Annotated in this window: 24 protein-coding genes; 14 read left to right on the forward strand and 10 right to left on the reverse strand. The window is 72.6% G+C overall.

The genetic code is table 11. From position 1 onward, the window contains the following. The first annotated feature begins 128 nt into the window (after positions 1-128). From M8C13_RS23135 to M8C13_RS23160, 6 genes are all read left to right on the forward strand, one after another. Positions 129-566 carry a nuclear transport factor 2 family protein gene (locus tag M8C13_RS23135; protein WP_252482762.1) on the forward strand — a complete coding sequence of 146 codons (438 nt, stop codon included), beginning with the start codon at positions 129-131 and terminating at the stop codon, positions 564-566. Between the two features lie 63 nt (positions 567-629). Continuing rightward, a complete protein-coding gene (locus tag M8C13_RS23140) occupies positions 630-1,160 on the forward strand; it encodes a hypothetical protein (RefSeq protein ID WP_252482763.1) in 531 nt (176 codons plus the stop codon). Further along, on the forward strand, positions 1,157-2,242 hold the full coding sequence (locus M8C13_RS23145; protein WP_252482764.1) for a hypothetical protein: 1,086 nt from the start codon (positions 1,157-1,159) through the stop codon (positions 2,240-2,242). Before M8C13_RS23140 ends, M8C13_RS23145 begins: the two co-directional genes overlap by 4 nt. Continuing rightward, on the forward strand, positions 2,235-3,551 hold the full coding sequence (locus M8C13_RS23150) for a hypothetical protein (RefSeq protein WP_252482765.1): 1,317 nt from the start codon (positions 2,235-2,237) through the stop codon (positions 3,549-3,551). The genes M8C13_RS23145 and M8C13_RS23150 overlap by 8 nt, the downstream gene beginning before the upstream one ends. 41 nt (positions 3,552-3,592) lie before the next feature. Next, the gene (locus M8C13_RS23155) at positions 3,593-4,174 is read left to right on the forward strand and encodes a DUF4865 family protein (RefSeq protein WP_252482766.1); all 582 of its coding nucleotides are present in this window, start codon (positions 3,593-3,595) and stop codon (positions 4,172-4,174) included. Between the two features lie 43 nt (positions 4,175-4,217). Beyond that, positions 4,218-4,766, forward strand: coding sequence for a GNAT family N-acetyltransferase (locus M8C13_RS23160; RefSeq protein WP_252482767.1), 549 nt, complete (start codon positions 4,218-4,220; stop codon positions 4,764-4,766). A gap of 227 nt (positions 4,767-4,993) precedes the next feature. Here M8C13_RS23160 and M8C13_RS23165 read toward each other — a convergent pair whose 3' ends face one another. Next, the gene (locus M8C13_RS23165) at positions 4,994-5,467 is read right to left on the reverse strand and encodes a helix-turn-helix domain-containing protein (protein ID WP_252482768.1); all 474 of its coding nucleotides are present in this window, start codon (positions 5,465-5,467) and stop codon (positions 4,994-4,996) included. Between the two features lie 330 nt (positions 5,468-5,797). Here M8C13_RS23165 and M8C13_RS23170 point away from each other — a divergent pair, with 330 nt between their 5' ends. Then, positions 5,798-6,313 carry a PaaI family thioesterase gene (locus M8C13_RS23170; RefSeq protein ID WP_252482769.1) on the forward strand — a complete coding sequence of 172 codons (516 nt, stop codon included), beginning with the start codon at positions 5,798-5,800 and terminating at the stop codon, positions 6,311-6,313. A 15-nt stretch (positions 6,314-6,328) separates the two neighbouring features. Here the strand turns inward: M8C13_RS23170 and M8C13_RS23175 are convergent, their stop codons facing one another. The 3 genes from M8C13_RS23175 to M8C13_RS23185 form a co-directional block, all read right to left on the reverse strand. Next, a complete protein-coding gene (locus tag M8C13_RS23175) occupies positions 6,329-7,384 on the reverse strand; it encodes an Rv2578c family radical SAM protein (protein WP_252482770.1) in 1,056 nt (351 codons plus the stop codon). 229 nt (positions 7,385-7,613) lie between these two features. Beyond that, entirely contained in the window at positions 7,614-8,549 is a 936-nt protein-coding gene (locus tag M8C13_RS23180) for a PLP-dependent cysteine synthase family protein (protein ID WP_252482771.1), read from the reverse strand. Next, complete coding sequence (locus tag M8C13_RS23185; RefSeq protein WP_252482772.1) at positions 8,546-9,331, reverse strand: helix-turn-helix domain-containing protein; 786 nt, start codon at positions 9,329-9,331, stop codon at positions 8,546-8,548. The genes M8C13_RS23180 and M8C13_RS23185 overlap by 4 nt, the downstream gene beginning before the upstream one ends. 75 nt (positions 9,332-9,406) lie before the next feature. Between M8C13_RS23185 and M8C13_RS23190 the strand changes: the two genes are divergently transcribed. Continuing rightward, positions 9,407-10,378 carry an aldo/keto reductase gene (locus M8C13_RS23190; RefSeq protein ID WP_252482773.1) on the forward strand — a complete coding sequence of 324 codons (972 nt, stop codon included), beginning with the start codon at positions 9,407-9,409 and terminating at the stop codon, positions 10,376-10,378. Between the two features lie 16 nt (positions 10,379-10,394). Here the strand turns inward: M8C13_RS23190 and M8C13_RS23195 are convergent, their stop codons facing one another. Beyond that, on the reverse strand, positions 10,395-11,249 hold the full coding sequence (locus tag M8C13_RS23195; RefSeq protein WP_252482774.1) for an SDR family oxidoreductase: 855 nt from the start codon (positions 11,247-11,249) through the stop codon (positions 10,395-10,397). 128 nt (positions 11,250-11,377) lie between these two features. On the opposite strand from M8C13_RS23195, the gene M8C13_RS23200 reads away from it, so the two are divergent. Continuing rightward, complete coding sequence (locus M8C13_RS23200) at positions 11,378-11,740, forward strand: helix-turn-helix domain-containing protein (RefSeq protein ID WP_252482880.1); 363 nt, start codon at positions 11,378-11,380, stop codon at positions 11,738-11,740. A 158-nt stretch (positions 11,741-11,898) separates the two neighbouring features. Here the strand turns inward: M8C13_RS23200 and M8C13_RS23205 are convergent, their stop codons facing one another. Further along, the gene (locus tag M8C13_RS23205) at positions 11,899-12,513 is read right to left on the reverse strand and encodes a TIGR03086 family metal-binding protein (protein WP_252482775.1); all 615 of its coding nucleotides are present in this window, start codon (positions 12,511-12,513) and stop codon (positions 11,899-11,901) included. A 144-nt stretch (positions 12,514-12,657) separates the two neighbouring features. On the opposite strand from M8C13_RS23205, the gene M8C13_RS23210 reads away from it, so the two are divergent. The 3 genes from M8C13_RS23210 (at position 12,658) to M8C13_RS23220 (ending at position 15,786) form a co-directional block, all read left to right on the forward strand. Then, positions 12,658-14,211, forward strand: a complete 1,554-nt coding sequence (locus M8C13_RS23210) for an MFS transporter (protein WP_252482776.1) — start codon at positions 12,658-12,660, stop codon at positions 14,209-14,211. Between the two features lie 33 nt (positions 14,212-14,244). After that, positions 14,245-14,868, forward strand: a complete 624-nt coding sequence (locus tag M8C13_RS23215; protein WP_252482777.1) for an alpha-ketoglutarate-dependent dioxygenase AlkB — start codon at positions 14,245-14,247, stop codon at positions 14,866-14,868. Between the two features lie 534 nt (positions 14,869-15,402). After that, on the forward strand, positions 15,403-15,786 hold the full coding sequence (locus tag M8C13_RS23220; RefSeq protein ID WP_252482778.1) for an ATP-binding protein: 384 nt from the start codon (positions 15,403-15,405) through the stop codon (positions 15,784-15,786). A 101-nt stretch (positions 15,787-15,887) separates the two neighbouring features. On the opposite strand, the gene M8C13_RS23225 is transcribed toward M8C13_RS23220, so the two are convergent. Further along, positions 15,888-16,193 (reverse strand): iron-sulfur cluster biosynthesis protein, encoded by a 306-nt coding sequence (locus tag M8C13_RS23225; protein WP_252482779.1) that lies wholly within the window; start codon positions 16,191-16,193, stop codon positions 15,888-15,890. Positions 16,194-16,320: 127 nt separating this feature from the next. Here M8C13_RS23225 and M8C13_RS23230 point away from each other — a divergent pair, with 127 nt between their 5' ends. Further along, entirely contained in the window at positions 16,321-16,932 is a 612-nt protein-coding gene (locus tag M8C13_RS23230) for a TetR/AcrR family transcriptional regulator (protein ID WP_252482780.1), read from the forward strand. A 742-nt stretch (positions 16,933-17,674) separates the two neighbouring features. Here the strand turns inward: M8C13_RS23230 and M8C13_RS23235 are convergent. The 3 genes from M8C13_RS23235 to M8C13_RS23245 are packed head-to-tail and all read right to left on the reverse strand — an operon-like array spanning position 17,675 to position 20,287. After that, positions 17,675-18,310: a hypothetical protein gene (locus M8C13_RS23235; protein ID WP_252482781.1), complete on the reverse strand. Its 636-nt coding sequence runs from the start codon at positions 18,308-18,310 to the stop codon at positions 17,675-17,677. Next, complete coding sequence (gene hisS, locus M8C13_RS23240) at positions 18,307-19,575, reverse strand: histidine--tRNA ligase (RefSeq protein ID WP_252482782.1); 1,269 nt, start codon at positions 19,573-19,575, stop codon at positions 18,307-18,309. The genes M8C13_RS23235 and hisS overlap by 4 nt, the downstream gene beginning before the upstream one ends. Before the next feature lie 10 nt (positions 19,576-19,585). Next, positions 19,586-20,287 carry an MBL fold metallo-hydrolase gene (locus M8C13_RS23245; RefSeq protein WP_252482783.1) on the reverse strand — a complete coding sequence of 234 codons (702 nt, stop codon included), beginning with the start codon at positions 20,285-20,287 and terminating at the stop codon, positions 19,586-19,588. A 184-nt stretch (positions 20,288-20,471) separates the two neighbouring features. Here M8C13_RS23245 and M8C13_RS23250 point away from each other — a divergent pair, with 184 nt between their 5' ends. Beyond that, positions 20,472-21,323, forward strand: a complete 852-nt coding sequence (locus M8C13_RS23250) for a peptidylprolyl isomerase (RefSeq protein WP_252482784.1) — start codon at positions 20,472-20,474, stop codon at positions 21,321-21,323. Positions 21,324-21,689: the final 366 nt, after the last annotated feature.

Raw genomic sequence — 21,689 nt, forward strand, 5'->3', positions numbered from 1 at the left:
GCGACCCACGTCACACCACTTCGGCCGCCAACCGGCTTGCACCGCCGAATCGTACGCTGTACCGTACGCCATACGAACTGCTGGCGTGGCCGCGCGCCCGCAGCTCAGCGCGAGAAGAAGGAGCCACCTTGACCCACACCCCCGTTCTGCCCACCGACGGCGCCGGTTTCGTCCCTGCCAGCGAGGACGTCGAAAGCGTGCTCGCCTGGTTCGCCGACTACGACGCCGCCGCGGGCGCGGGCGAGATCCAGCGGATGGCCGACATGGCGCTGTTCCCGATCAACGTGATCAGCACCGATGCCGAGGGCAACGCCTCGGCCGCTTCGTGGACCCGGGAGGTCTTCGTCGAGCGCTGGACCGAGATCCTCGGCGGCGGCCACGACATCGAGATGAAGTCGGTGCGCACGCCGCACTTCGTCAGCCGGGAGCTGGTGTTCGTGACCACCGACTCCACCTTCACCGTGGAAGGGCACACCCAGACCGTGCGCTACGGCGACCTGCTGGTGCGCGTCGGCGGGCGCTGGCTGTTCCAGACCATGGTGCAAGGCGGCTGGGGCCAGCAGTAACGATGCGCACGCTACGACGGGTCCGGCCTGCCGCGCGGGCCCGTCGTGGCGCACACTGCACGGGTGATCACCGTTGCGCTCAACCAGAACGCGGTGGCCGCGCTGCGCGGTCCCGGCCCGCGCGCCAGCGCGCTGCCGACGGAGCCGCTGCACGCCTCGCTGCACACGGCGGTCATCGAACCCGGCCTGGCCCGGCTCTCCGGCGCGCTGGTCTTCGCCGCGCTGGCCGGCTCCGGCATCCCGGCCGGTCCGGACCTGACCGGCCGGGAGTGCCTGGCCAACAAGCTGCACCTGGGTTACCACCTGCCGGTCTCCACCGGGGTCCCGGACGACGGCAGCGAGCTGGACGTGGACGAGGGCGACCAGCGGCTGATGCTGCGCCAGGGCATCCTGCTCGGCTTCGCGGTGTGCGAGCTGGCCGGGAAGCTGCCCGAGCCGGTGCCGGTTCGCTCGATCGTGTCGGTCAGCCGCGCTGCGGGAACTTTCCGCTTCCACCAGGTCCGGCCGGCCGAGCACTGGCTGACCGAGGAGCTGGACGACTACAAGGACGAGCGGATCGCCACCGTCGACTTCCGGCCCCCGACCGCGGCATGAGCGATATCGACTTCTACGCCGACCTGGTCGCCACCGGCGCGGTGCTCGGCGCCGACCGGCACTGGACCCCGGCCGAGCTGGACGAGCTGTTCGACGCGGACAACCGCGAGTACGTCGAAGCGGTCTCCACCGAGGCGCTGAACCTGGACTACGGGCTGCTGGAGTACTTCTGGGAACGGGAGTCCCCCCGCGCCCCGTGGCACGGCGTGCACCTGAGTGCCCAGGTGCACCGGCTGGCCATCGGCTGGGCCGACCCGCCCGCCCTGCTGAGTGAGAACTACGGCTCGTTCGAGCCGAACCCGTCCTTCGCCGAACTCCGCGCCGAGCTCGACCGCCGCGACATCCCCCTCATCGAGCTGCCCCAGGAGCTGCCGGCGCACCGCTCCTACTGGCAGCCGGACAGCCAGGCCGTGGTGGTCGAGATCATCGCCCAGGAGGAGTTCGTCACCTCGCCGTCGGAGGAGATCGGTTCGATCAACGGCATCTCCGCCCCCGGCCTGCTGCACAACCTGCCCCGCCCCCGCTTCGACGCCCTCCGCCAATCCCTCCACCAGCTGGCCGAGGCCAGCCCCGCCGCCCGCGAACGCTGGCTGGACAAGCACGCCACCGACGCGGACTGGTGGCGCGACCGGCTGACCGTGTTCGCGATCAAGCTCGGCTGGCGGGAAAGCGCCGAAGCGGTCTGGGTGCCGCTCTACCTGTGGTTCGCCGAAGCGGCCCTGCGCCGCGGCGCCCTGGATGCCGCCGAGCTGGCCCGCCGCGTCGCCGAGACCGCCGCCCGCCTGGACCTCTACACCGCCGAGGAGCTGCCCCCGCTGCTGCCCGGCGCCGACGAGCTGACCACCACCCTGCTCACCGGCCTGCCGCTGCACCGGGGCGAGGCCGACCAGCGCTGGGGCGTGCCCGGCCTGCCCGGCGAGGAGGTTCGCCCCCTGCTGCGGTCCCGGCAGCTGGTGGAGACCGCGGCCCGGCTGCGCCCGTTCCTGCGCGAGACCGCGGTCATCGCGGAGCTGGGCGAGTGGCTGCGGGTGTGGCCGGAGTTCGGCCGCGCGGCGGGCTTGTTAGAAATGCGCAGTGACTGATCTGGACTGTTACGTCGAAGCCCTGGCCACCGGCACGCTGCTGGGCATCGACCGGCACTGGGGCCCAGCCCAGGTCGACGCCCTGCTCGGCGGCGAGGGCCACGACGGCCTGAACGTGGACGCGCACAACTGGTGGCGCGACTACGGCCTGGCCGAGATCTTCTGGCAGCGCGGCTCCCTGGCCCACCACTGGCGCGGCCACCACTTCTCGCTGCAACTGCACCGGCTCCCGCACGACTGGTGCACCCCGAACGAGATGCTGCGCGCCCGCTACGGCGAGTTCCGCCCCCGCACCAGCTTCACCGACCTGCAAGCCGCACTGGCCGAACGCGACATCCCCCTGGTCGAGGTGCCCCGCCACGACGAGGACTACCGCGAGTACCGCCAGCCCAGCTCCGGCGCCACGGTGCTCGTGGTCAACCACCACCCCGACCCGGACCCCGACTACCCCACCCTGGCCTTCGGCGACCTCTACCGGATCGGCTCCGCCCCCGCCCTGCCCCACCTGGACCGCCCCCGCTGGGAAGCCCTCGGCCAGGCCCTCACCCCGGTCCCGGCCCTGTCCCCGCCCGAGCGCGCGGCCTGGCTCACCGAGCACGAACCCACCGGCCCGGACCAGAGCGCCTGGTGGCACGGCGTGCTCACCCACCTGTCCGACCTGGACAAGCCGTTCGAACCAGCCCAGGCCCCCCTGCTCCGGTGGTTCCTGCACGAGTCCCTGAGCCGCCCCGCCCCGGTCATCGCCGTGGCCCTGGACTGGCTGGAGGACCTGCGCGACACGTCGTCCCCACTCGCCAACGCCACCCAGCGCGCCACCAACAGCGCCGCGCCCACCGCGACCAGCGCCCCGCTCCGGCCCGACAGCACCGCCGCCATCACGACCAGCGCCCCGCCTCCGCCCGGCAGCACCGTGCCCACCGCGACCAACACTCCGCCCGTGCCCGGCAACGCCCCGTCCGCCCCCGGCAGCACCCCGCCCACCCCTGGCAGCACTCCACCCCCGCTCGACGCCACCCCGCCCACCCTCGCCAGCACCGCGCCCCTGGCTGACGACGCCCGGCCCGCCACCGCCACCGCCAGCGCCCTGCCCACCGCCGACGACATCGTCCGCCTCGCCCTGTCCGCCGCCCCCCTCTCCCCCGCCCAGACCCGCTGGGCCGACCCCGGCGTCCGCGGCCCCGACCTGCCCGCCCAGCTGCTGACCAGAGACCTGATCGCCGCCGCCGCCCGCCAGCGCCGCCACCTCACTTCCCCTGACCTGCGCGAACAGCTCCTCCCCTGGCTCGAGCTCTGGCCGGAACTGCGCTGACCCTCCCGCTCTGTACCTAGTAGTATGTACAGTACGGACCCATGCACGCGATGCGCTACGCGATCACCCTGCCCGCCGACTACGACATGGACGTCATCCGCGAGCGGGTGGCCACCCGGGGACACGCGCTGGACGAGTTCCCGGGCCTGGGCCTGAAGTCCTACCTGATCCGGGAACGCGGCGTGGCCGGCTCCCCGATCAACCAGTACGCGCCGTTCTACCTGTGGCGAACCCCGGCCGGGATGAACGACTTCCTGTGGGGCAAGGGTTTCCAGGGCATCTGCGACGACTTCGGCCGCCCCGTCGTCCAGCACTGGCTGGGCCTTGCCTTCGAACACGGCCCCGCCCACGCCGACTCGCCAATCTCCGCGACCACCGAGCTCACCACCCTCTGCACCGCCGAACCCTGCACCGCGGTCACCTCCGCCGTCGCCGACCTGGCCGCCCACGCCACCACCCCCGGCGTGCACTGCACCGCCCTGGCCATCGACCCCCGAACCTGGGAGCTGCTCCGCTACACCCTGTGGTGCGCCGAACCCCCGGCCGGGACAGGCATCCACTTCCAGGTCCTGCACCTGTCCCGCCCCGAGCTGGACCAGCTGCCCACCGGCCGCCACTGGTGAAACTCCCGCGCACACCCGGCCGGAAGTTGGCAGGATGCCACCCATGACCGCCCCACCCGAGCAGATCACCACGGACCGCCTGGTACTGCGCCGCCTCCACCTGTCCGATGTGGACGAAGTGCAGACCGTGGCCGCCGACGCGCTCCCCCACCTGCGCCCGTGGATGCCTTGGGCGGGAACGGAATACACCCGGGAGACCGCGACCAACTGGCTCACCTTCGTGCAAGAGGGATGGCGGACCGGCACCGCGTACAGCTACGGAATCACCCGGGCGGGCAACCTCATCGGCGCCACCGGCCTGGAACGCCGAATCGGCCCCGGCGGTCTGGAGATCGGCTACTGGCTACACCCGGCCCACACCGGCAACGGCTACGCCACCGAGACCGCCGCCGCCCTCACCCGCGCCGCGTTCACGTTGCCAGACATCACTTTCGTCCAAATCTGGCACGACCTGGCCAACACCCGCAGCGCCGCCGTCCCCAAACGCCTCGGCTTCACCGAAGTGGCCCGCCACGAGCCACCCCGCGAACCCCTGAGCCCCGGTAAGATCGGCGTGGACGTGGTCTGGCAACTGAACCGCCCCCCAAGCTGAACCCCAAACCCGACTCCAGGTTCACCAGTTCGAGCGACCCCAACCCGGAACCTTGCACTCTGATCGACTCGTTACCGCAGAGAGAGCAGTGGGCGGGGGCGGGGCAAGGTGACCCACGGCCCCACCCGGCCCGGGAGCGACGGCTGCCACCCCGGACCGTCGCCGACTGGCCGGAACCGTCGCCGACTGGGCCACCGGACCTGACCCCAGCCCCTGCCCCGGCGTCGTCAGCCCTGGCCCCGCCCCCGGCCTTCCGTGCCTCCGGCCCCGGCCCCAGGCAGGACCCCGGACAGCGCCCCGGGCACAGGCTCCAGGCCCGAGCCGGTGTCGGGAAGCTGATGGCCGTGCTCGCAGGTCAGGACGGCGCGCACCGTGCCGCCGCAGTCGCGATGCCGGAGCCGCAGCGGCGGTGACGCCGGGGCGACCAGGTGCTTGTCGCCCCACTGCATCAGCGCGGTCAGGACGGGCTGAAGCTCGCGACCCGCGGAGGTCAGGCGGTACTCGTGGCGGGCCCGCGCACCCGGGTCGCGGTATTCGTGGCGGGACAGGATCCCGTTGTCCACCAGGGTGTTCAGGCGGGCGGTGAGGATCGCTCGCGGCGCGCCGGTGTGCTGCCGGATGGTCTCGAAGCGGCGGTTGCCCAGGAAGACCTCGCGCAGGACCAGGATCGACCAGCGTTCGCCCAGGACCTCGAGGGACATCGCGACCGAGCAGGTCCGCGGAACGGCGCCAGCGCGGGGGGCCGCGCCAGCAGCGGCGACAGCGTCAGCACCAGTGGCCGAGCCAGCAGCGACGACCGAGCCAACGCTGGGGGCCGAGCCAGCACCAGGGACCGGGCCAGCACCGGCGACCGAGCCAGCGCTGAAGGCCGAGCCAGTACCCGGGACCGGGCAGGAACCGGGGGCCGTGCCGGAATCGGGGGCGCGAGCGGGACCAGAGGCTGGGGTGGCGTCGGGAGTGGGGACGGTCACGGCGGGAATTCTCGCACGAGCTGTGTTCGGATTGCGAACTCTGATGTTACGGTCTGGCGCATGAGCGAACTGGCGCCCGCGTCCTGGGGCGAGCCCCGGACCAAGACGGTCACCTGGTACGACCCGTTGGCACTGGCCAAGGCCGGCACGGGTTTGTCAGGGCTGGAGTTCCTGACCGGGATGGTCAACGGTGAGCTGGCGCCGCCGCCGATCGCCGGGCTGATGGGGTTCCGGGCGGTGTCGGTGCGCGAGGGCGAGGTGACCTTCGCCTGCACGCCGGACGAGTCCGCCTACAACGGGATCGGAGTGGTACACGGCGGACTGGTCTGCACCCTGCTGGACTCCGCGGCCGGGTGCGCGGTGCACAGCACGCTGCCGGCCGGGGTGGGCTACACCTCGGTGGAGATCAAGGTCAGCTACCTGCGACCCGTGCACGCCGACAGCGGTGAGCTGGTGGCGCGGGGCTGGGTGACCAAGCCGGGGCGGCGGATCGCGTTCGCGGAGGCCAGTGTCACCGACGCGGCGGGCAAGCTGGTCGCGACCGCCACCAGCAGCTGCCTGGTCATGACCCCCTGAGCCACAACCCTTGGGCTACAACAGGGTGAGCTGTTCCTGGTTGACCGGGGCGACGGGCGCGCCCTCGGGCAGGCTGCCTTCCGGCCACACCGCTTCCTCGTCGCCCGGCACCCCGGCGACCGCGCGGCCCCGGGGACCGTCCAGGCCGTGGCGGCGCAGCAGTGGGCCGACGCGTGCGGCGAGCCAGGCCCGGTAGCGCTTGTCGGCATAGCTGCCGCGACCGTAGATCCGCCGATAGCCCGCGACCCGGCCGGGATGTTCGCTGGCCAGCCATCGCATGAACCACTCGCGGGTGCCGGGTCGCAGGTGCAGCGCGAGCACCGTGACACCGCTGGCGCCCGCGGCGGCGATCTGGCGCAACAGCTCGTCCAGGTGCTCGGAGGCGTCGGTGAGCCAGGGCAGCACCGGGGCGATGAACACCCCGCAGGACAGTCCCGCGTCAGCGAGCCTGCGCACCAGGTCGAGGCGGGCCTGCGGGCTGGGCGTGCCGGGTTCCAGGCTGCGTTGCAGGTCGCGGTCCAGCAGGGCCAGGGACACGCCGAGCCCGACCGGCACCTGTTTGGCGGCCGCGGTGAGCAGCGGGATGTCGCGGGCGAGCACGGTGCCCTTGGTCAGGATGGACAGCGGCGTGCCGGAGTCGGCCAGCGCCCGGATGATGCCCGGCATCAGCTCGTAGCGGCCCTCGGCCCGCTGGTACGGATCGGTGTTGGTGCCCATCGCCACGTGCTCCCGCCGCCACCTCGGCCCGCGAACCTGCTTGGCCAGCACCTCGGCCGCGTTGACCTTGACGATCACCTGGCTGTCGAAGTCGCGGCCGGCGTCCAGGTCGAGGTAGGTGTGCGAGTTGCGGGCGAAGCAGTAGGTGCAGGCGTGCGCGCAGCCCCGGTACGGGTTGACCGTCCAGGCGAAGGGCATCGACGAGGCGGCAGGCACCCGGTTGAGCACCGACTTGGCGCGGACCTCGTGGAAGGTGACCCCTTCGAACTCGGGGGTGCGCACCGAGCGGATGAACCCGGACAGGGACAGCAGCGCAGGCTGCTCGGCGTCGACCCGTTGCGCTTCCCATCGCATGCGGGTGAGTCGAACATATGTTCGATTCGAACGCAACCGCGGTGGTACGAGCCAGGAACGGGGCGGTGGGTTCGGCGGGCCGCCATCGGCCGCTTCACGCAGTCCACAAAGGACACGAAGGCGTTCCGGGGCGTGACCGCGAAGCCACGCGCCGGATTCGGCCACGCGCCTGGTTCCCCGGCGGCGGCCGGAGGTCATCGTGCGGGCGGTCAGTGAGGTCGCGCGGTGATCACCACCCGTCCGCCATCAGCAGCACCACGGATCCGGACTCGCCGCGCTCGCGCATCCGGCCGGCCAGGTGCCGGGCCCCGTGCAGGCAGGCGCCGGTGCTGGCGCCCGCTGGACGGCCGGTGGTCTGGTGGAGCTCGCGCGCGGCGGCGGTGCTGGTGGAGTCCGGGACCGGGATGACCAGGTCCACCACCTCGCCGTCGAACGGGGGCTCGATCCGGGGGCGGCCGATGCCGTCGATCTTCGAGGGCATGCCGGTGGCGTAGTCGGCGCAGTCGGTGGCCCAGCCGGGGAAGTAGGCCGAGTTCTCCGGGTCGACCACGGCCAGGCGGGTGGGCGCGCCGGTGCGGCGCAGGTGCCTGCCGATCACGCGGGAGGTCGCGCCGGTGCCGACCCCGGCCACGATCCAGGCAGGCGGGGGCCGGTCGGCCGCGGCGAGGCCGTCCAGGATCTCGGCGGCCAGGTCGCGCTCCGCGCCTTCGTCAACGGCAGGGGCCAGGGTGTTGAGGTGGTCCAGGTGGTGGCCGCCGGACTCCTCCGCCAACCGCTGGGCGCGTTCGTACACCGCCAGCGGCGGGTCGGTCAGGTGGCAGGCGCCGCCGTGCCGCCGGATCCGGGCCAGTTTGGCCTGACTCGTGCGGGCGGGCACCACGGCGGTGAACGGGATGCCCAGCCACCGGGCGAAGTAGGCGAGCGAGACGGCCAGGTTCCCGCTGGTGGCCTCGACGATCGGCCGGCCGGGGCGGATTCGGCCGTGCCGCAGGGCGTGCCGGAGCAGGGCGCGAGCGAGGCCGTGTTTGAGGCTGCCGCTGGGTCGCCGCGACTCGTCCTTGACGAACAGCTCGACCCCGTTGTCCGGCAACGGATATCGCCGCAGCGGAGTGGGTTTCTCGTTGGCGCGGCTGGCTTCCAGCCGGGCGAGCGGATCGGCGGTCACACCGGCGCCTCCTCGGTGAGGTAGACCAGCAGGCGGCACTCCGGTGTCCCCGGCAGCGGCAGGCTCTCGTACGGCATGGTCAGCGGGCCCGCCACCGGATGCGTCCACCGCTGGACCCCGGTGGCCGCGGGCAGCACCGCCGCGGCGGCGAACCTGCGGCTGAACCCGGCGCCGAGCATGATGGCCAGTTCCTCGGCCAGCAGCGCCGCCCCGTAGTCGCCCAGGTCGGCCGCGGTGCGCAGTTGCGCGGCGTGCTCGTCGGCCACCTGCTCCCAGTCCGGGAACAGCTCGCGGGCGCGCGGGTCGGTGAAGACGAACCGGGTGAGGTTGGGTGGTTCCTCCGCCAGCAGGCCGGTCGGGTCCGCCAGCCGCCGGAACCCCTTGGTGGCCGCCACCACCTCGCCGCACGGAGTGAGGATGAGCGCGGGCGCGGGATCGAGGCGGTCCAGCAGGGCGAGCACGGTGGGCCGTAACTCCAGCGGCTCGGCGGCCAGCGCGCAGGTGTTGCCGGTGCCCGCCTTGATCAGCCGGTACAGGTGCACCCGCTCGTCCGGGGTGAAGCGCAGCGCGTCGGCCAGGGCGCCGAGGACCTGGCCGGAGGGATGCCGGTCGCGGCCGCGTTCCAGGCGGGTCAGGTACTCCACGCTGATCCCGGCCAGCTCGGCCAGCTCGCCGCGCCGCAGTCCGGGCGTGCGGCGACGCGGGCCGGCCGGCAGCCCGGCCTCGGCCGGGGTGACCGACTCCCGGCGGGCCCGCAGGAACCCGCCCAGCACGTTGTCCATGGGCATCGACCCTACGCGGAAAGGGGCCCTGGCAGGGCCTCCCATCCACAGGCCCCGGACAGCAGGATTTGCGGCATGCGGTACCGACTTTTCGGCCACACCGGCCTGCGCGTCTCCGAGCTCCTGCTGGGCACCATGGTCTTCGACGACCCCGCGGTGGCGCGCCGCATCATCGACGCCTACGCCGAGGCGGGCGGCAACGTGTTGGACACCGCCTCGGCCTACGGCGACGGCGAGTCCCTGCTCGGCGAGGTCCTGCGCGGGCGCGACCGGTTCGTGCTCGGCACCAAGTACACCCTCTCCCGCGACCACGCCGACCCGAACGCCTCCGGCAACCACCGCAAGAACCTCGTCGCCTCCCTGGAGCAGAGCCTGCGGCGGCTGCGCACCGACTACCTCGACCTGTACTGGGTGCACCTGTGGGACCGGCACACCCCGGTCGAGGAGACCATGCGCGCCCTCGACGACCAGGTGCGCGCGGGCAAGATCCGCTACGTCGGCGTCTCCGACGCACCGGCCTGGGTGGTGGCCAGGGCGAACACCCTGGCGCAGTGGCGGGACTGGACGCCCTTCGCCGGTCTGCAGGTGCCCTACAACCTGTTGCAGCGCGACATCGAGCGCGAGCTGCTGCCGATGGCCGAGGCGCTCGGGCTGAGCGTGACCGCGTGGGCGCCGCTGGCCTCCGGCAAGCTCACCGCCACCGCGGGCTCCTCCCGGATCGACCCGGCCACGCTCACCCCGCGCGAGCTCGCCGCCGCCGAGGCCGTCCGCACTGTCGCCGAGGAGGTGGGCGCGCGTCCGGCGCAGGTGGCCCTGGCCTGGCTGCGCAGCCGGTCCAAGGCGGTGCTGCCGCTGGTCGGGGTGAGCCGGGTCGAGCAGCTCACCGAGAACCTGGCCGCACTGGACCTGGTGCTCTCCCAGGACGCCCTGGACCGGCTGACCGCGGCCGCGCCGTTCGAGCTGGGCTTCCCCGGCGAGTTCATCGCCCAGTGCGAACCGGCCCCGTTCTGCTTCGGCGACACCGCGACCAGGGTCGACGGCCGCTGACCAGGCGGGCAGCCCGCTAGCCGCGCACCGCGTCCGCGACGAACTCGCGCAGCGACACCGCGGGCTGCCCGATCAGCTTCTCCAGGTCCCCGCGCGGCACGTCCAGCTCGCCCTGACCCAGCGCGCGGTAGAAGTCGACGATCAGCTCGACCAGGCCCGCGGGCAGTCCAGCGCCGAGCATCCCGGTCCTGGCCTCCTCCGGGGTGACCTCGGCGTAGGCGATGTCCTTGCCGGAGGCTTCCGCGATCAGCTTGGCGAAGTCGGCGTAGCTGTAGGACTCCGGCCCGCCCAGCTCATAGGTCGTGTTCTGGTGGCCGTCGGTGGTCAGCACCGCGGCCGCGGCCCGCGCGAAGTCCTCGCGCGCGGCCGGGGCGAACCGCCCGCCCTTGCTGGAGGTGGCCAGCACGCCGGTGGCCAGCGCGCCCGCGATGGTGCCCAGGTCGTTCTCGAAGTACCAGTTGTTGCGCAGGATCGTGTACGGGATGCCGCTGGCCTTGATCAGCTCCTCGGTGGGCCCGTGGGTCTGGGCCAGTGCGATGGTCGCGGTGTCCGCCGAGGTCAGCGAGGTGTAGTGGATGTGCTTCACCCCGGCGGCCTTGGCGGCCTCGATCGCGTTGGCGTGCTGGCGGAGCCGCTCGGCCGCGCTCTCCCCGTCGGTGGAGATGATCAGCAGCTTGTCCGCGCCGGCGAAGGCCGCGACCAGGGTCTCCGGGCGGTCGAAGTCGCCCTCGCGCAGCTGGATGCCCAGGTCGGCGCCCTTGGCCGGGGTGCGGACGCTGCCGACCACCTGTTCGGCCGGGAGCTTGGTCAGCAGGTGCTTGACCACGAGCCTGCCGAGCTGTCCGGTAGCGCCGGTCACCACGATCGTCATTGCTGTCTCCTTGGCAGTGGGGTGCTCTTCCACCCCCTCCAACCGGCCACTGATCCCGATACTTCCCCAAAGTTAGTAATGACTTTGAAGTCAGTTACTATCCAAAGGGAACCAAAGGAGTCGACGTGCTGGATTTTGATCCGACCGACCGGAACTGCCCGGCCCGGCAGCTGCTCGACCGCATCGGCGACCAGTGGACGGTGCTGATCGTGCTGTCGCTGTGCGCGGGGCCGAGGCGGTTCACCCAGATCGGCGAGGTGGTCAGCGGCATCTCGCAGAAGGTGCTCTCCCAGACGCTGCGCAGCCTGGTGCGCGACGGCATGCTCACCCGCACCGCCTACGCCGAGGTGCCGCCCAGGGTGGAGTACGCGCTCACCCCGCTCGGGCACAGCCTCGCCGACACCGTGTCCTACCTGGACCGATGGGCTCGCGAGCACATGGCCGAGGTGCTGGCCGCGCGCGCGGAGTTCGACCAGGCCAAGGCCTCCTAGGGCGTGTCCTCACAGTCCCGCCCGCGATAGCCGCGCCGGTGCGGCCGCTGGCGGCACGGCCGGAACGCCCGAATACGTCCGGTATGAGGCCGTCCCGGCCGCACCGCCAGCGACCGAACCGATCACGACTCTCGCAGACGGGACTGTGAGGACACGCCCTAGGCGCTCCACCGGGACCGGCCGCGCCAGGCCGGGTCGCGGCCGAGGAAGGCGAGCAGGAACTCCGCCGCGCCCGCGTCCGGCCCCTCGCTGACCACCGGGCCGAACCGGTGCGGCCGGTCGGCCTGGCTGACGAACAGCGGCGCCAGCTCCAGCAGCTCCCTGGCCAGGGACTCCGGCAGCGGCAGGTCGCCGTCGCAGGCCACGGCCAGGTCCCAGCCGTGCGCCGCGACCTCCACCGCGCCGGTGGTGACCACCAGCGTCGCGGTGATCGGACAGCCGGCCACCGCGACCAGGTCAGGGCCGCCCTCCGCGCGCCGCCAGCTGCGCACCAGCCGGTCGGCGTGCACCCGGACGCTGTCCAGCAGGTCGGCGGCGGGTTCCTCGCGGCGGGCCGGGGTCAGCGCGACCTGACCGAGGTCGGCGGCCTCGGCCAGCGCGGCCATCGAGTCCTCCAGGTGCCGCAGCAGCGCTCGCACGTCCCAGTCCCGGCACGGGGTCGGCCAGCTCAGCCTCGCCGGGGTCACCAGGTCCAGGCCGCCCATGGCGTACCGGACCGAGCGCGTCAGCAGCTCGACCCCGCCCAGCAGCGCTCCCCCACCTGTCCCGGTCATCGCGGCCCGGCCTCCTGTCCGCGCCACGGTCGCAGCGCTTGTCAGTACAGACCCGGAAACCGGCCGGGAGTCATCGGCCACCGATGAGTTTTCCGTCCGGGACGGGTCACAACCGGTGAGACCCACACACGGGAAGGCCTCACGATGACCACCACCTCGCCCAGCCGGGCCGGCCGCCGGGAATGGCTCGGGCTGGCCGTGCTGGCCCTGCCCACCCTGCTGCTCGCGCTGGACATGAGCGTGCTCTACCTGGCGTTGCCGCAGCTCAGTCGCGATCTCGGCGCGGACGGCACCCAGCAGCTGTGGATCATGGACAGTTACGGGTTCATGATCGCCGGGTTCCTGGTGACCATGGGCACCCTGGGCGACCGGATCGGGCGGCGCAAGCTGCTGCTGATCGGCGGGGCCGCCTTCGGCGCGGCCTCGGTGCTGGCGGCACTGTCCACCAGCCCGGAGATGCTGATCATCACCAGGGGTGTGCTGGGCATCGCCGGGGCCACCCTGATGCCCTCCACGCTGGCGCTGCTGACCACCATGTTCACCGATGCCCGGCAGCGCGGGGTGGCGATCTCGGTGTGGATGAGCTGCTTCATGGGCGGCTCCGCGCTCGGGCCGATCATCGGCGGGGTGCTGCTGGAGCGGTTCTGGTGGGGGTCGGCGTTCCTGCTGGGCGTGCCGGTGATGCTGGTGCTGCTGGTGACCGGGCCGCTGCTGCTGCCGGAGTACCGCAAGCCGGATGCCGGGCGGATCGACCTGGTCAGCGTGGGGCTGTCGCTGGCCGCGATCCTGCCGGTGGTGTACGGGCTGAAGGAGCTGGCCAAGAACGGCCCCGCAGTGGTCCCCGCGCTGGCGATCGTGACCGGGCTCGTCTTCGGCGTGGCCTTCGCGCGTCGGCAGCGGCGGTTGCCCGATCCGGTGCTGGACCTGCGGTTGTTCGCCAACCGGACCTTCTCCTCGGCGCTGGTGGTGTGGCTGGGCTTTGGCGTGATCCAGGGCGGCAGCTACCTGTTCTTCACGCTGTACCTGCAGACCGTGGTCGGGCTGACGCCCTTGCAGGCCGGGTTGTGGCTGGTGCTGCCCGCCACGGCGATGGTGGCCGGGTCAATGGCCGCGCCGATGATCGCGCGGCGGGTCCGGCCGGGACTGGTGATCGCCAGCGGGCTGGGCGTGGGCGCGGTGGCGTACCTGTGGCTGACCGGGCTGGACGGGTCGGCTTCGCTGTCGGTGCTGCTGCCGGGGCTGGTGGTCTCGCTGATCGGACTCGGGCTGGCCGCCGCGCTGGGCACCGAGCTGATCGTCGGCGCGGCGCCCGCCGAGCGGGCCGGATCGGCGGCCGCGCTGTCGGAGACCAGCGGCGAGCTGGGGATCGCGCTGGGTGTGGCGCTGGTGGGCAGTGTGGTGACCGCGGTCTACCGCGACGCCCTCACCTTGCCTGCCGGACTGCCGGCCGAGGCCGCCGAGACCGCCCGCGAGGGCATCGCGAGCGCCCTGGCCGTCGCCGGCCGCCTCCCCGAGGCCGCACCCTTACTCTCCGCAGCCAGAGACGCCTTCACCACCGCCGTCACCACGATGGCGGGACTCAGCGCACTGGGGTTTGCCCTGCTGGCAGCCCTGGCCGCTCTCACCCTCCGCAACACCACCCCACCTGATTCAGCGAACCATGGTCACACGATGGAAGATTGCCCCCAAAGAATATAGAACACGTGTTCGATCGCGGGCTAATCTCGAGTCATGACCCCAGCCCTGCAAGCCTCCCTCTTCGACCAGGCCGAACCCGGCCTGGCCCCCTTGCCCCAGGCCCAGCGCACCCACCTCGCGCACGGCGCCTGGATCGACGTCCTGCCCGCCTGGCTGACCGGCGCCGACGAGCTGTTCGAGCACCTGGTCCACGAGGTGCCCTGGCAGGCCGAACGCCGCCAGATGTACGACCGCGTCGTCGACGTCCCCCGTCTGCTCTGCTTCTATCCGGAGTCCGCCGCCCTGCCCAGCCCGGTGCTCACCGCCGCCCGCGACGCCCTCAACCAGCACTACGCCGCCGAGCTCGGCGAACCCTTCCGCACCGCGGGCCTGTGCTACTACCGCGACGGCCAGGACAGCGTCGCCTGGCACGGCGACACCCTGGGCCGGGGCGCCACCGAGGACACCATGGTCGCCATCCTCTCCGTCGGCGCACCCCGCCCGCTCTTACTCCGGCCCCGAGGCGGCGGCGAGACGATCCGCCGCTCGCTGGGCCACGGCGACCTGATCGTCATGGGCGGCTCCTGCCAACGAACCTGGGAACACGCCATCCCCAAGACCAGCAAACCGGTAGGCCCCAGGATCAGCATCCAGTTCCGCCCCCGAGGCGTCCGCTAGCCCGCACTCCGCGACCGCGACTCACAACCCACCGCCCCCACACGCTGAACCAGCCGCGCCCAATCCCCACCCTGACCGCGCAGCTCAATGCACCCAGTCTGGCCCGCACCACTCAGACCGCGACACCCTGTCCACCACCCTCGGCCAGCCCAGTCGCACACAAGCCGAGCCCCGCTCTGCCCACCCCGCTCTGCCCAGCCCCGAACCGGGCATCCCCGGTCTCCAAGCCCCGCACCACCCAGCTCAGCACCACCCTCCGCCAGCCCACGCCACCGGCCCGCCCCACCCATCCCCGGGCGCCCCGACCAGCACCACCCCGCCTCACGGTCCAACAACACCGAACGCCAACAACCACACCCACCACCAACCCCAGCCGTCCACCTCGCCCACCACCCCAAGCCCGGCCACCCGCCACCTCCCCCATCCAGCGACGCTTGCGCCGATCACTCCGGCGCGATGGGACGTCAGCCGCCGGTTATGGGTACATTTCTCCGTGACCCAGGGCGAGGACGGCCTGGAGATAGGACCGCCGAGATGAACGCCCGGCCTGCGGAGAGCAGCACCGCCCTGGAGGTCTCAGCGGCGGCGTGCCGTCAGGCGCGGCTGCTGGTGCGGGCGACGTTGGCCGGCTGGGGCGTGACCGGCGCGGTAGTCGAGGACGCGATGCTGGTCGCCAACGAGCTGGTGGCCAACGTGGTCGACCATGCCCAGGGTCCACTGCGCCTCGAACTGCTGCCCAGGACGGGCGGCGTGCTGATCCGGGTCAGCGACGGCAGCCCGACGCCGCCTCAGTTGCACCGGGGCCCGGTGGACTCGGTGCGCCGGCGCGGCCTGCAACTGGTCGAGGCGCTCTCGGTCCGCTGGGGCCACCAGCCGACCGGCCAGGGCAAGATCGTCTGGGCGGAGCTGACCGACTAGACCCGGCCCGGCGAGAACCGGACCAGCGGGCGACCTGCCTCGGCCAAGCCCCGCCGGTCCGCGACGGTGACCTCCTTCGTCCCGGGTAGCCGGTTGGTTCGCTAGTTGCTCACGGGCGGCGCGGCCTGCTCGCCCAAAGCGAACGACAGCTGCCCCTGCTCGTCGACCTCCGCGTCCAGGATCTTGTCGTCCAGGAACTCGGCGGCCTGGGGGTCCAGGAAGACGTGGGCGCCCTCGCCGACCAGCACCTGGTCGTCCTGTTCCGGCGCGGGGGCGATGGTCATCTGCAGTTCACCGGGGTGATCCACACCGGAGGCGGAAAAGCGCAGGCCAGAGCCGTCGGGCACGCCATCGGCGGCCATGATGGTGCGAACGACCTCGATGGCCGTGGGCGTGAGAGCGAGCATCGGTGGGTTCCCTCCGTAGTCGGCACGGCTGTCGAAGTGGGCCACGCTAGTCGCGGTCCTTGCGCCGCGCAGCGCCAACCTTTGGCGTGTACTTGCGGTACACCCCGCTAGTGCGCACTATTGGTTCATGCCCTTGCCGCGCTACTTCCGGTTACCCACCGAGCGCCGTCGACACGTCCTGGATGTCGCTCGAGCGCATTTCGCCACCGACGGCCTGGGCACCGCCTCCTACAACAAGATCATCGCCGCCGCGGGAATCTCCAAGACCAGCGCCTACCAGTACTTCGACGGCCGGGACGACCTGCTCACGGCAGTGGTCGCCGACGCACGCGAACGCCTGGCCGACACCCTCGGCACCTGGCCAGGCACGCTCACCCGCGCCGACTTCTGGCGAGAGCTGCGCGCAGGCGCCACCCGCCTGCTCGCCCACCTGCAAGCCACCCCAGCGGACCTGGCGGTAGCCGTGGCGACGATCACGGTCGACGCGGACCGCCGCCTGGAGGAATGGCTGGACGCGATGCTCGCCGACGGCCGCGCGCTGGGACTCGTGCAACCGGAAGTGGATCCAGAGCTGATGCGGGCCGCCACGGCCGCGGTGGTCCGGGCCGCGAACGGGTGGCTGGCGACCCGGCTGGATACCGCGCGACCACGGGTGCCAGCGGAGCCACAGGTGCCGGCGGAGTTGTGGCGGCTGCTGGTCGGGTTGTGGTCCGCGCCGGAGCCGGTCGACGCGGACTGAACCGGCGGCTGGCTCCGAGCGGCCCGAATCGCCACAGGGCGAGCGGACGCCGCCAGAGCACACCCGAACTGCCCTCACCCCAACTGCGCCACGCCGACCGAGCCGTCGCCGACCGACCTCACGCCGACCCACGCCGACCCGCGCCGACCCGCGCCGACGCCGATCGAGCCCGCGCCGCGCCAGCCCGGCCGGGTCGCCCCCACTCGACCAGCCGGGCCGCCCCCAGCTGGCCGACTCCAGCCAGACCAGCCCAGTCCGACTGAACCCACGCGGCCGAAGCCGACGCGGATCGAGCCCGGCCAGCGCGGATCGGTCCATCCAGGCCTGTCCAGCGCGAGATCGGTCCGTTCATGCCCAGCCCAGCCCATCCCGCGCGCGGGCCGTTGCACGCCGCCCGAGCCGGTGCACGCTGGCGTGGGGTGCTGCACCCCACGTGGGCTGCTCCGTGCCTCGTGGGCCGTTGCACGCCGCCCGGCCGCTGCACGCCGCGTGGGCTGCTGCATTCTCCGTGGCCCGTTGGAGCCCGCCCGGGACGCTGCACGCCGCCCAGCCCACGACATCCCGCGCGCGGGCTGCTGAATGCCGCGTGCGCAGCCGTGTCGCTTCCCGCGGCCTCCGCTGCCCCGCCCGCGCCTCCGCTTCCTCTGCGGAACGCTTTTCAAGCCGAAAAGGTTGCTTTCCGTCTTGATCTTCGGGCTGGGCCGGGTGTCATCCGGTCCGGCCTGCGCGTCCGACCGCCGGCTCAGCCGAGGCTGGTGACGAACTTGGCTACTGCGTCGGGGCGGAGTCGTTGGGCCATTCTGCCCTGGGGGGCGAGGCTGGCCAGGCGGTACAGGGGGCGGTCTGGGGCGGCGTCGCCGCGGGCCTCGGAGCGGAGCTGGGCCACCAATAGTTCCGAGTAGACCAGGGCGTGGGCCTCGCCTGCGGTGGCCAGCACGTCGGCCAGGCGGCGCAGGGCCAGGATGCCGAGTTCGCGGCCGCCGACGCCGGCGTAGGTGGCCAGGGCGAGGTTGAGGGTCTGGTTCTTTGGCGGGCCGGAGATCAGCAGGCCTACTGTGCGGGCGCCGCGGACGTCGGTGACCAGCAGTTCCAGCCGGCTGGCGGCGCGCAGGTCGACGCGGCGGGTGCCGATCGCGCGGACCGACACCACCCCGTCCTGCAGCCACACCTTGCGCCGGGCCTCGGTGACCGCGAGCAGCACCAGCGGCAGCGCGACGATCGCCGCCGCGATCAAACCGACCACCGCGCCGCCGAAGAGCCCGAACAGACCACCGAGGGCACCGCCCAGCAGCACCGCGCCGATGGCCACCGCGCCGGCTCGTCTGCGCAGCAGCGCGGAGTCCAGCAGGTTCAGCGGGATCCGTTCGCCGGGAGTCACTCCGGCCGCGCCAGCGCCGCGCGGACCTCGGCCACCACGTCCTCCAGCGGCACCGGCCGCTGGTCGCCGCTGGCCAGGTCCTTGAGCTGGGCGATGCCCTCGGCCAGGTCGCGGTCGCCGAGCACCAGCGCGAACCGGGCGCCCGACTTGTCCGCGGCCTTCATCGCGCCCTTGACGCCCCGGCCGCCGTAGGCGAGGTCGGTGCGCACGCCGGCCGCGCGCAGCGCGCCGCCGACGGCCACCAGCCGCGACCGGGCCTGCTCGCCCAGTGGCACGCCGAAGACCTCGCAGCGGGCCGCGTCGCCGACCGCCAGTCCCTCGGCCTGGCAGGCCAGCACCGCGCGGTCCACGCCGAGCCCGAAGCCGATGCCGGAGACCGGCTGCCCGCCGAGCTGGGCCATCAGGCCGTCGTAGCGGCCGCCGCCGCCGATGCCGGACTGCGCGCCGAGGCCGTCGTGCACGAACTCGAAGGTGGTCTTGGTGTAGTAGTCCAGGCCGCGCACCATGCGCGGGTTCTCCACGAACTTCACGCCCAGGTCGCCGAGGTGGCCCTTGGTCCGCTCGTAGTGCTCGCGGCACTCCGGCGAGAGGTGGTCGACCATGAGCGGCGCGTCGGCGAGCAGCTCGCGGACCTCGGGGCGCTTGTCGTCGAGCACGCGCAGCGGGTTCAGCTCGGCGCGGGCGCGGGTGGCCTCGTCCAGGGGCAGCTTGGCCAGGAACGCCTGGAGCTTCTCCCGGTAGGCGGGGCGGCAGGTGTTGTCACCGAGAGAAGTGATCTCCAGCCGGAAACCGGTCAGGCCGAGCGCGCGGAACCCGGCGTCGGCCACCGAGATGACCTCGGCGTCGATGGCCGGGTCGTCGATGCCGATGGCCTCGATGCCGACCTGCTGCAGCTGCCGGTACCGCCCGGCCTGCGGGCGCTCGTAGCGGAAGAACGCGCCCGCGTAGTACAGCTTCACCGGCAGCTGGCCGCGGTCCATGCCGTGTTCGATCACCGACCGGATCACGCCCGCGGTGCCCTCCGGCCGCAGCGTCACCGAACGGCCGCCGCGGTCGGCGAAGGTGTACATCTCCTTGCTGACCACGTCGGTGGACTCGCCGACCCCGCGGGCGAACAGCGTGGTGTCCTCGAACAGCGGCAGCTCGATGTAGCCGTAGCCGGCGCGCCGGGCCTGCTCGGTCAGGGTGTCGCGGACGTGCAGGAAGGCCGCCGAGTTCGGCGGGTAGTACTCGGGAATGCCCTTGGGAGCGGCGAAGGTGCTCATCGGTAGTGCGTCACAGTCCTCGGGTCGGGAAGGCCGGTGCGCCGCCGCCGGTCAGCCCCGTCAGGAACGGGTTGCCTGCGCGCTCGCGGCCGATGGTGGTCGGGCTGCCGTGGCCGGGCAGCACCACGGTGTCGTCGGGAAGCGGCAACACCTTGGCGCGCAACGACTCCATGATCTTGCCGGAGTCGCCGCCCGGCAGGTCGGTGCGTCCGATGGAACCGGCGAAGAGGGTGTCGCCCGACAGCAGCAGCCGTCCGCCCTCCTCCGCGCCGGTGCGGAAGCACACCGACCCGCCGGTATGGCCTGGTGTGTGGTCGACGGTGAAGCTCAGCCCGGCGATCTCCAGCTGCTGGCCGTCGCCGAGCTCGCGGATCTCGTTCGGCTCGCGCAACGCCAGCTTGCCGCCGAAGAAGTCGGCGGCGTCCACGCCGAACCCGCGGGCCGGGTCGCTGAGCAGCGCGCGGTCATCCGGGTGGATCCAGGCCGGCACGTCGTGGCCGTCGCAGACCGGGGTGACGGAGAAGACGTGGTCGAGGTGGCCGTGGGTGAGCAGCACGGCCACCGGGGTGAGCCGGTACTGGCGCAGGGCCTGCTCGATCAGCTCCTCGGCGTCCTGCCCGGGGTCCACGATGACGCAGGCCTCGCCCTCGTCGGCGGCCAACAGGTAACAGTTGGCGGCGAGGGGGCCGGCGGGGAACCCGGCGACGAACACGGAGGAACCTCCTGGTCGACTGCGACTGGATTGTCCCCTTAGCCTAGCGAGCGCCCCGAGCCGGTTTTCGCGGGTCGAACCAACGGACGACGGGTACCGCCACACTGGCCTTACACGATCCGATCTAGACTCCGCGCGCCACCACCACACCAACCAACAGGTCGACCCCCAGGGGAGGATCCACGTGCCGAGCAACGAGCAGCGGCGCCAGGCTGCCAAGCGCAAGCTGGAACGGCAGCTGGAACGCCGGGCGGCGCGCGCCAAGCGCCGTCGCGTGATCGGCGTGACGGTGACCGTCGTCGCCGTACTGGCTGTCGTTGGCGGCGTCTACTGGTTGGCGACTTCGGAGAGCAGCACCGACGCCTCGGCGAACCCCTCGGACACCTCGACCACGCCACCGCCCCCGCCGGGCAAGCAGTCCGAGGGTCCGTGCAAGTACACCGAGACTCCGGCCGAGCCCGCGGCGAAGGAGGCCGGTCTCCCGCCGGATGCGAACCCGACGCCGGACAAGGGCACGGTGCAGGCGGACTTCAAGACCAGCCAGGGTGTCATCCCGCTGACCCTGGACCGGGCCAAGGCCCCGTGCACGGTGCAGAGCTTCACCCACCTGATCGCGAAGAAGTACTACGACAACACCACCTGCCACCGCCTGACCACCGGCGAGGGCCTGAAGGTGCTGCAGTGCGGCGACCCGAAGGGCACCGGCCAGGGCGGCCCCGGCTACACGATCAAGGACGAGAAGCCGAAGGACCTGAAGGCCGGTCCCAAGGAAGGCGTCAGCATCTACCCGCGCGGCACCCTGGCGATGGCCAAGACGCAGGCCCCGGACAGCGGCGGCAGCCAGTTCTTCATGGTCACCGGCGACTCCCAGCTCCCGCCGGAGTACACCGTCTTCGGCTCGGTGAGCGAAGAGGGCATGAAGGTCCTGGACAACGTCGCCGCCGCCGGCGCCGAAGCCGGTGAGCCCGGCGCCCCGCCCGGTGACGGCAAGCCCAAGCTCGAGACCAAGATCGAGACGGCGACGCTGAAGGGCTGATCCCCTCGCGACAGAAAGAACGCCCGGCCGGGTTTTCCCTGGCCGGGCGTTTTTTGTGGCCGGACGCCCGGAGGGACGGGACGAGGCGGGGCACGGCAAGGCGAGGCGAGGCGGGGCATGACGGGGGCGCGACAAGGGCATGGCGGGGCGCGGCAGGCGGAGCGGAGCGGGGCGGGGCGCGGCAGGTTAGGCGCGGCAGGCGGGACGCGACAGGCGGCACGGGGCGGGGCACGGCAGGCGGAGACGCGGCGGGGCGGTGCGGGCGGGGCGGGCGCGGCGGGGCAGGGCGCGGCAAGGCGGGGTGCGGCAAGGCAGGGCAGAGCAAGGCGGGGTGCGGCAGGCGGAGGCGAGGCGCGACAGGCGGGG

It is taken from the genome of Crossiella sp. SN42, from assembly GCF_023897065.1.
Classification (GTDB): domain Bacteria; phylum Actinomycetota; class Actinomycetes; order Mycobacteriales; family Pseudonocardiaceae; genus Crossiella.

Coding starts and splice junctions, on each gene's coding strand:
- M8C13_RS23145 (WP_252482764.1), top strand. CDS start 1,157: ATGAGCGATATCGACTTCTACGCCGACCTGGTCGCCACCGGCGCGGTG.
- M8C13_RS23155 (WP_252482766.1), top strand. CDS start 3,593: ATGCACGCGATGCGCTACGCGATCACCCTGCCCGCCGACTACGACATG.
- M8C13_RS23160 (WP_252482767.1), top strand. CDS start 4,218: ATGACCGCCCCACCCGAGCAGATCACCACGGACCGCCTGGTACTGCGC.
- M8C13_RS23165 (WP_252482768.1), bottom strand. CDS start 5,467: ATGTCCCTCGAGGTCCTGGGCGAACGCTGGTCGATCCTGGTCCTGCGC.
- M8C13_RS23170 (WP_252482769.1), top strand. CDS start 5,798: ATGAGCGAACTGGCGCCCGCGTCCTGGGGCGAGCCCCGGACCAAGACG.
- M8C13_RS23175 (WP_252482770.1), bottom strand. CDS start 7,384: ATGCGATGGGAAGCGCAACGGGTCGACGCCGAGCAGCCTGCGCTGCTG.
- M8C13_RS23185 (WP_252482772.1), bottom strand. CDS start 9,331: ATGGACAACGTGCTGGGCGGGTTCCTGCGGGCCCGCCGGGAGTCGGTC.
- M8C13_RS23190 (WP_252482773.1), top strand. CDS start 9,407: ATGCGGTACCGACTTTTCGGCCACACCGGCCTGCGCGTCTCCGAGCTC.
- M8C13_RS23195 (WP_252482774.1), bottom strand. CDS start 11,249: ATGACGATCGTGGTGACCGGCGCTACCGGACAGCTCGGCAGGCTCGTG.
- M8C13_RS23205 (WP_252482775.1), bottom strand. CDS start 12,513: ATGACCGGGACAGGTGGGGGAGCGCTGCTGGGCGGGGTCGAGCTGCTG.
- M8C13_RS23210 (WP_252482776.1), top strand. CDS start 12,658: ATGACCACCACCTCGCCCAGCCGGGCCGGCCGCCGGGAATGGCTCGGG.
- M8C13_RS23215 (WP_252482777.1), top strand. CDS start 14,245: ATGACCCCAGCCCTGCAAGCCTCCCTCTTCGACCAGGCCGAACCCGGC.
- M8C13_RS23220 (WP_252482778.1), top strand. CDS start 15,403: ATGAACGCCCGGCCTGCGGAGAGCAGCACCGCCCTGGAGGTCTCAGCG.
- M8C13_RS23225 (WP_252482779.1), bottom strand. CDS start 16,193: ATGCTCGCTCTCACGCCCACGGCCATCGAGGTCGTTCGCACCATCATG.
- M8C13_RS23230 (WP_252482780.1), top strand. CDS start 16,321: ATGCCCTTGCCGCGCTACTTCCGGTTACCCACCGAGCGCCGTCGACAC.
- hisS (WP_252482782.1), bottom strand. CDS start 19,575: ATGAGCACCTTCGCCGCTCCCAAGGGCATTCCCGAGTACTACCCGCCG.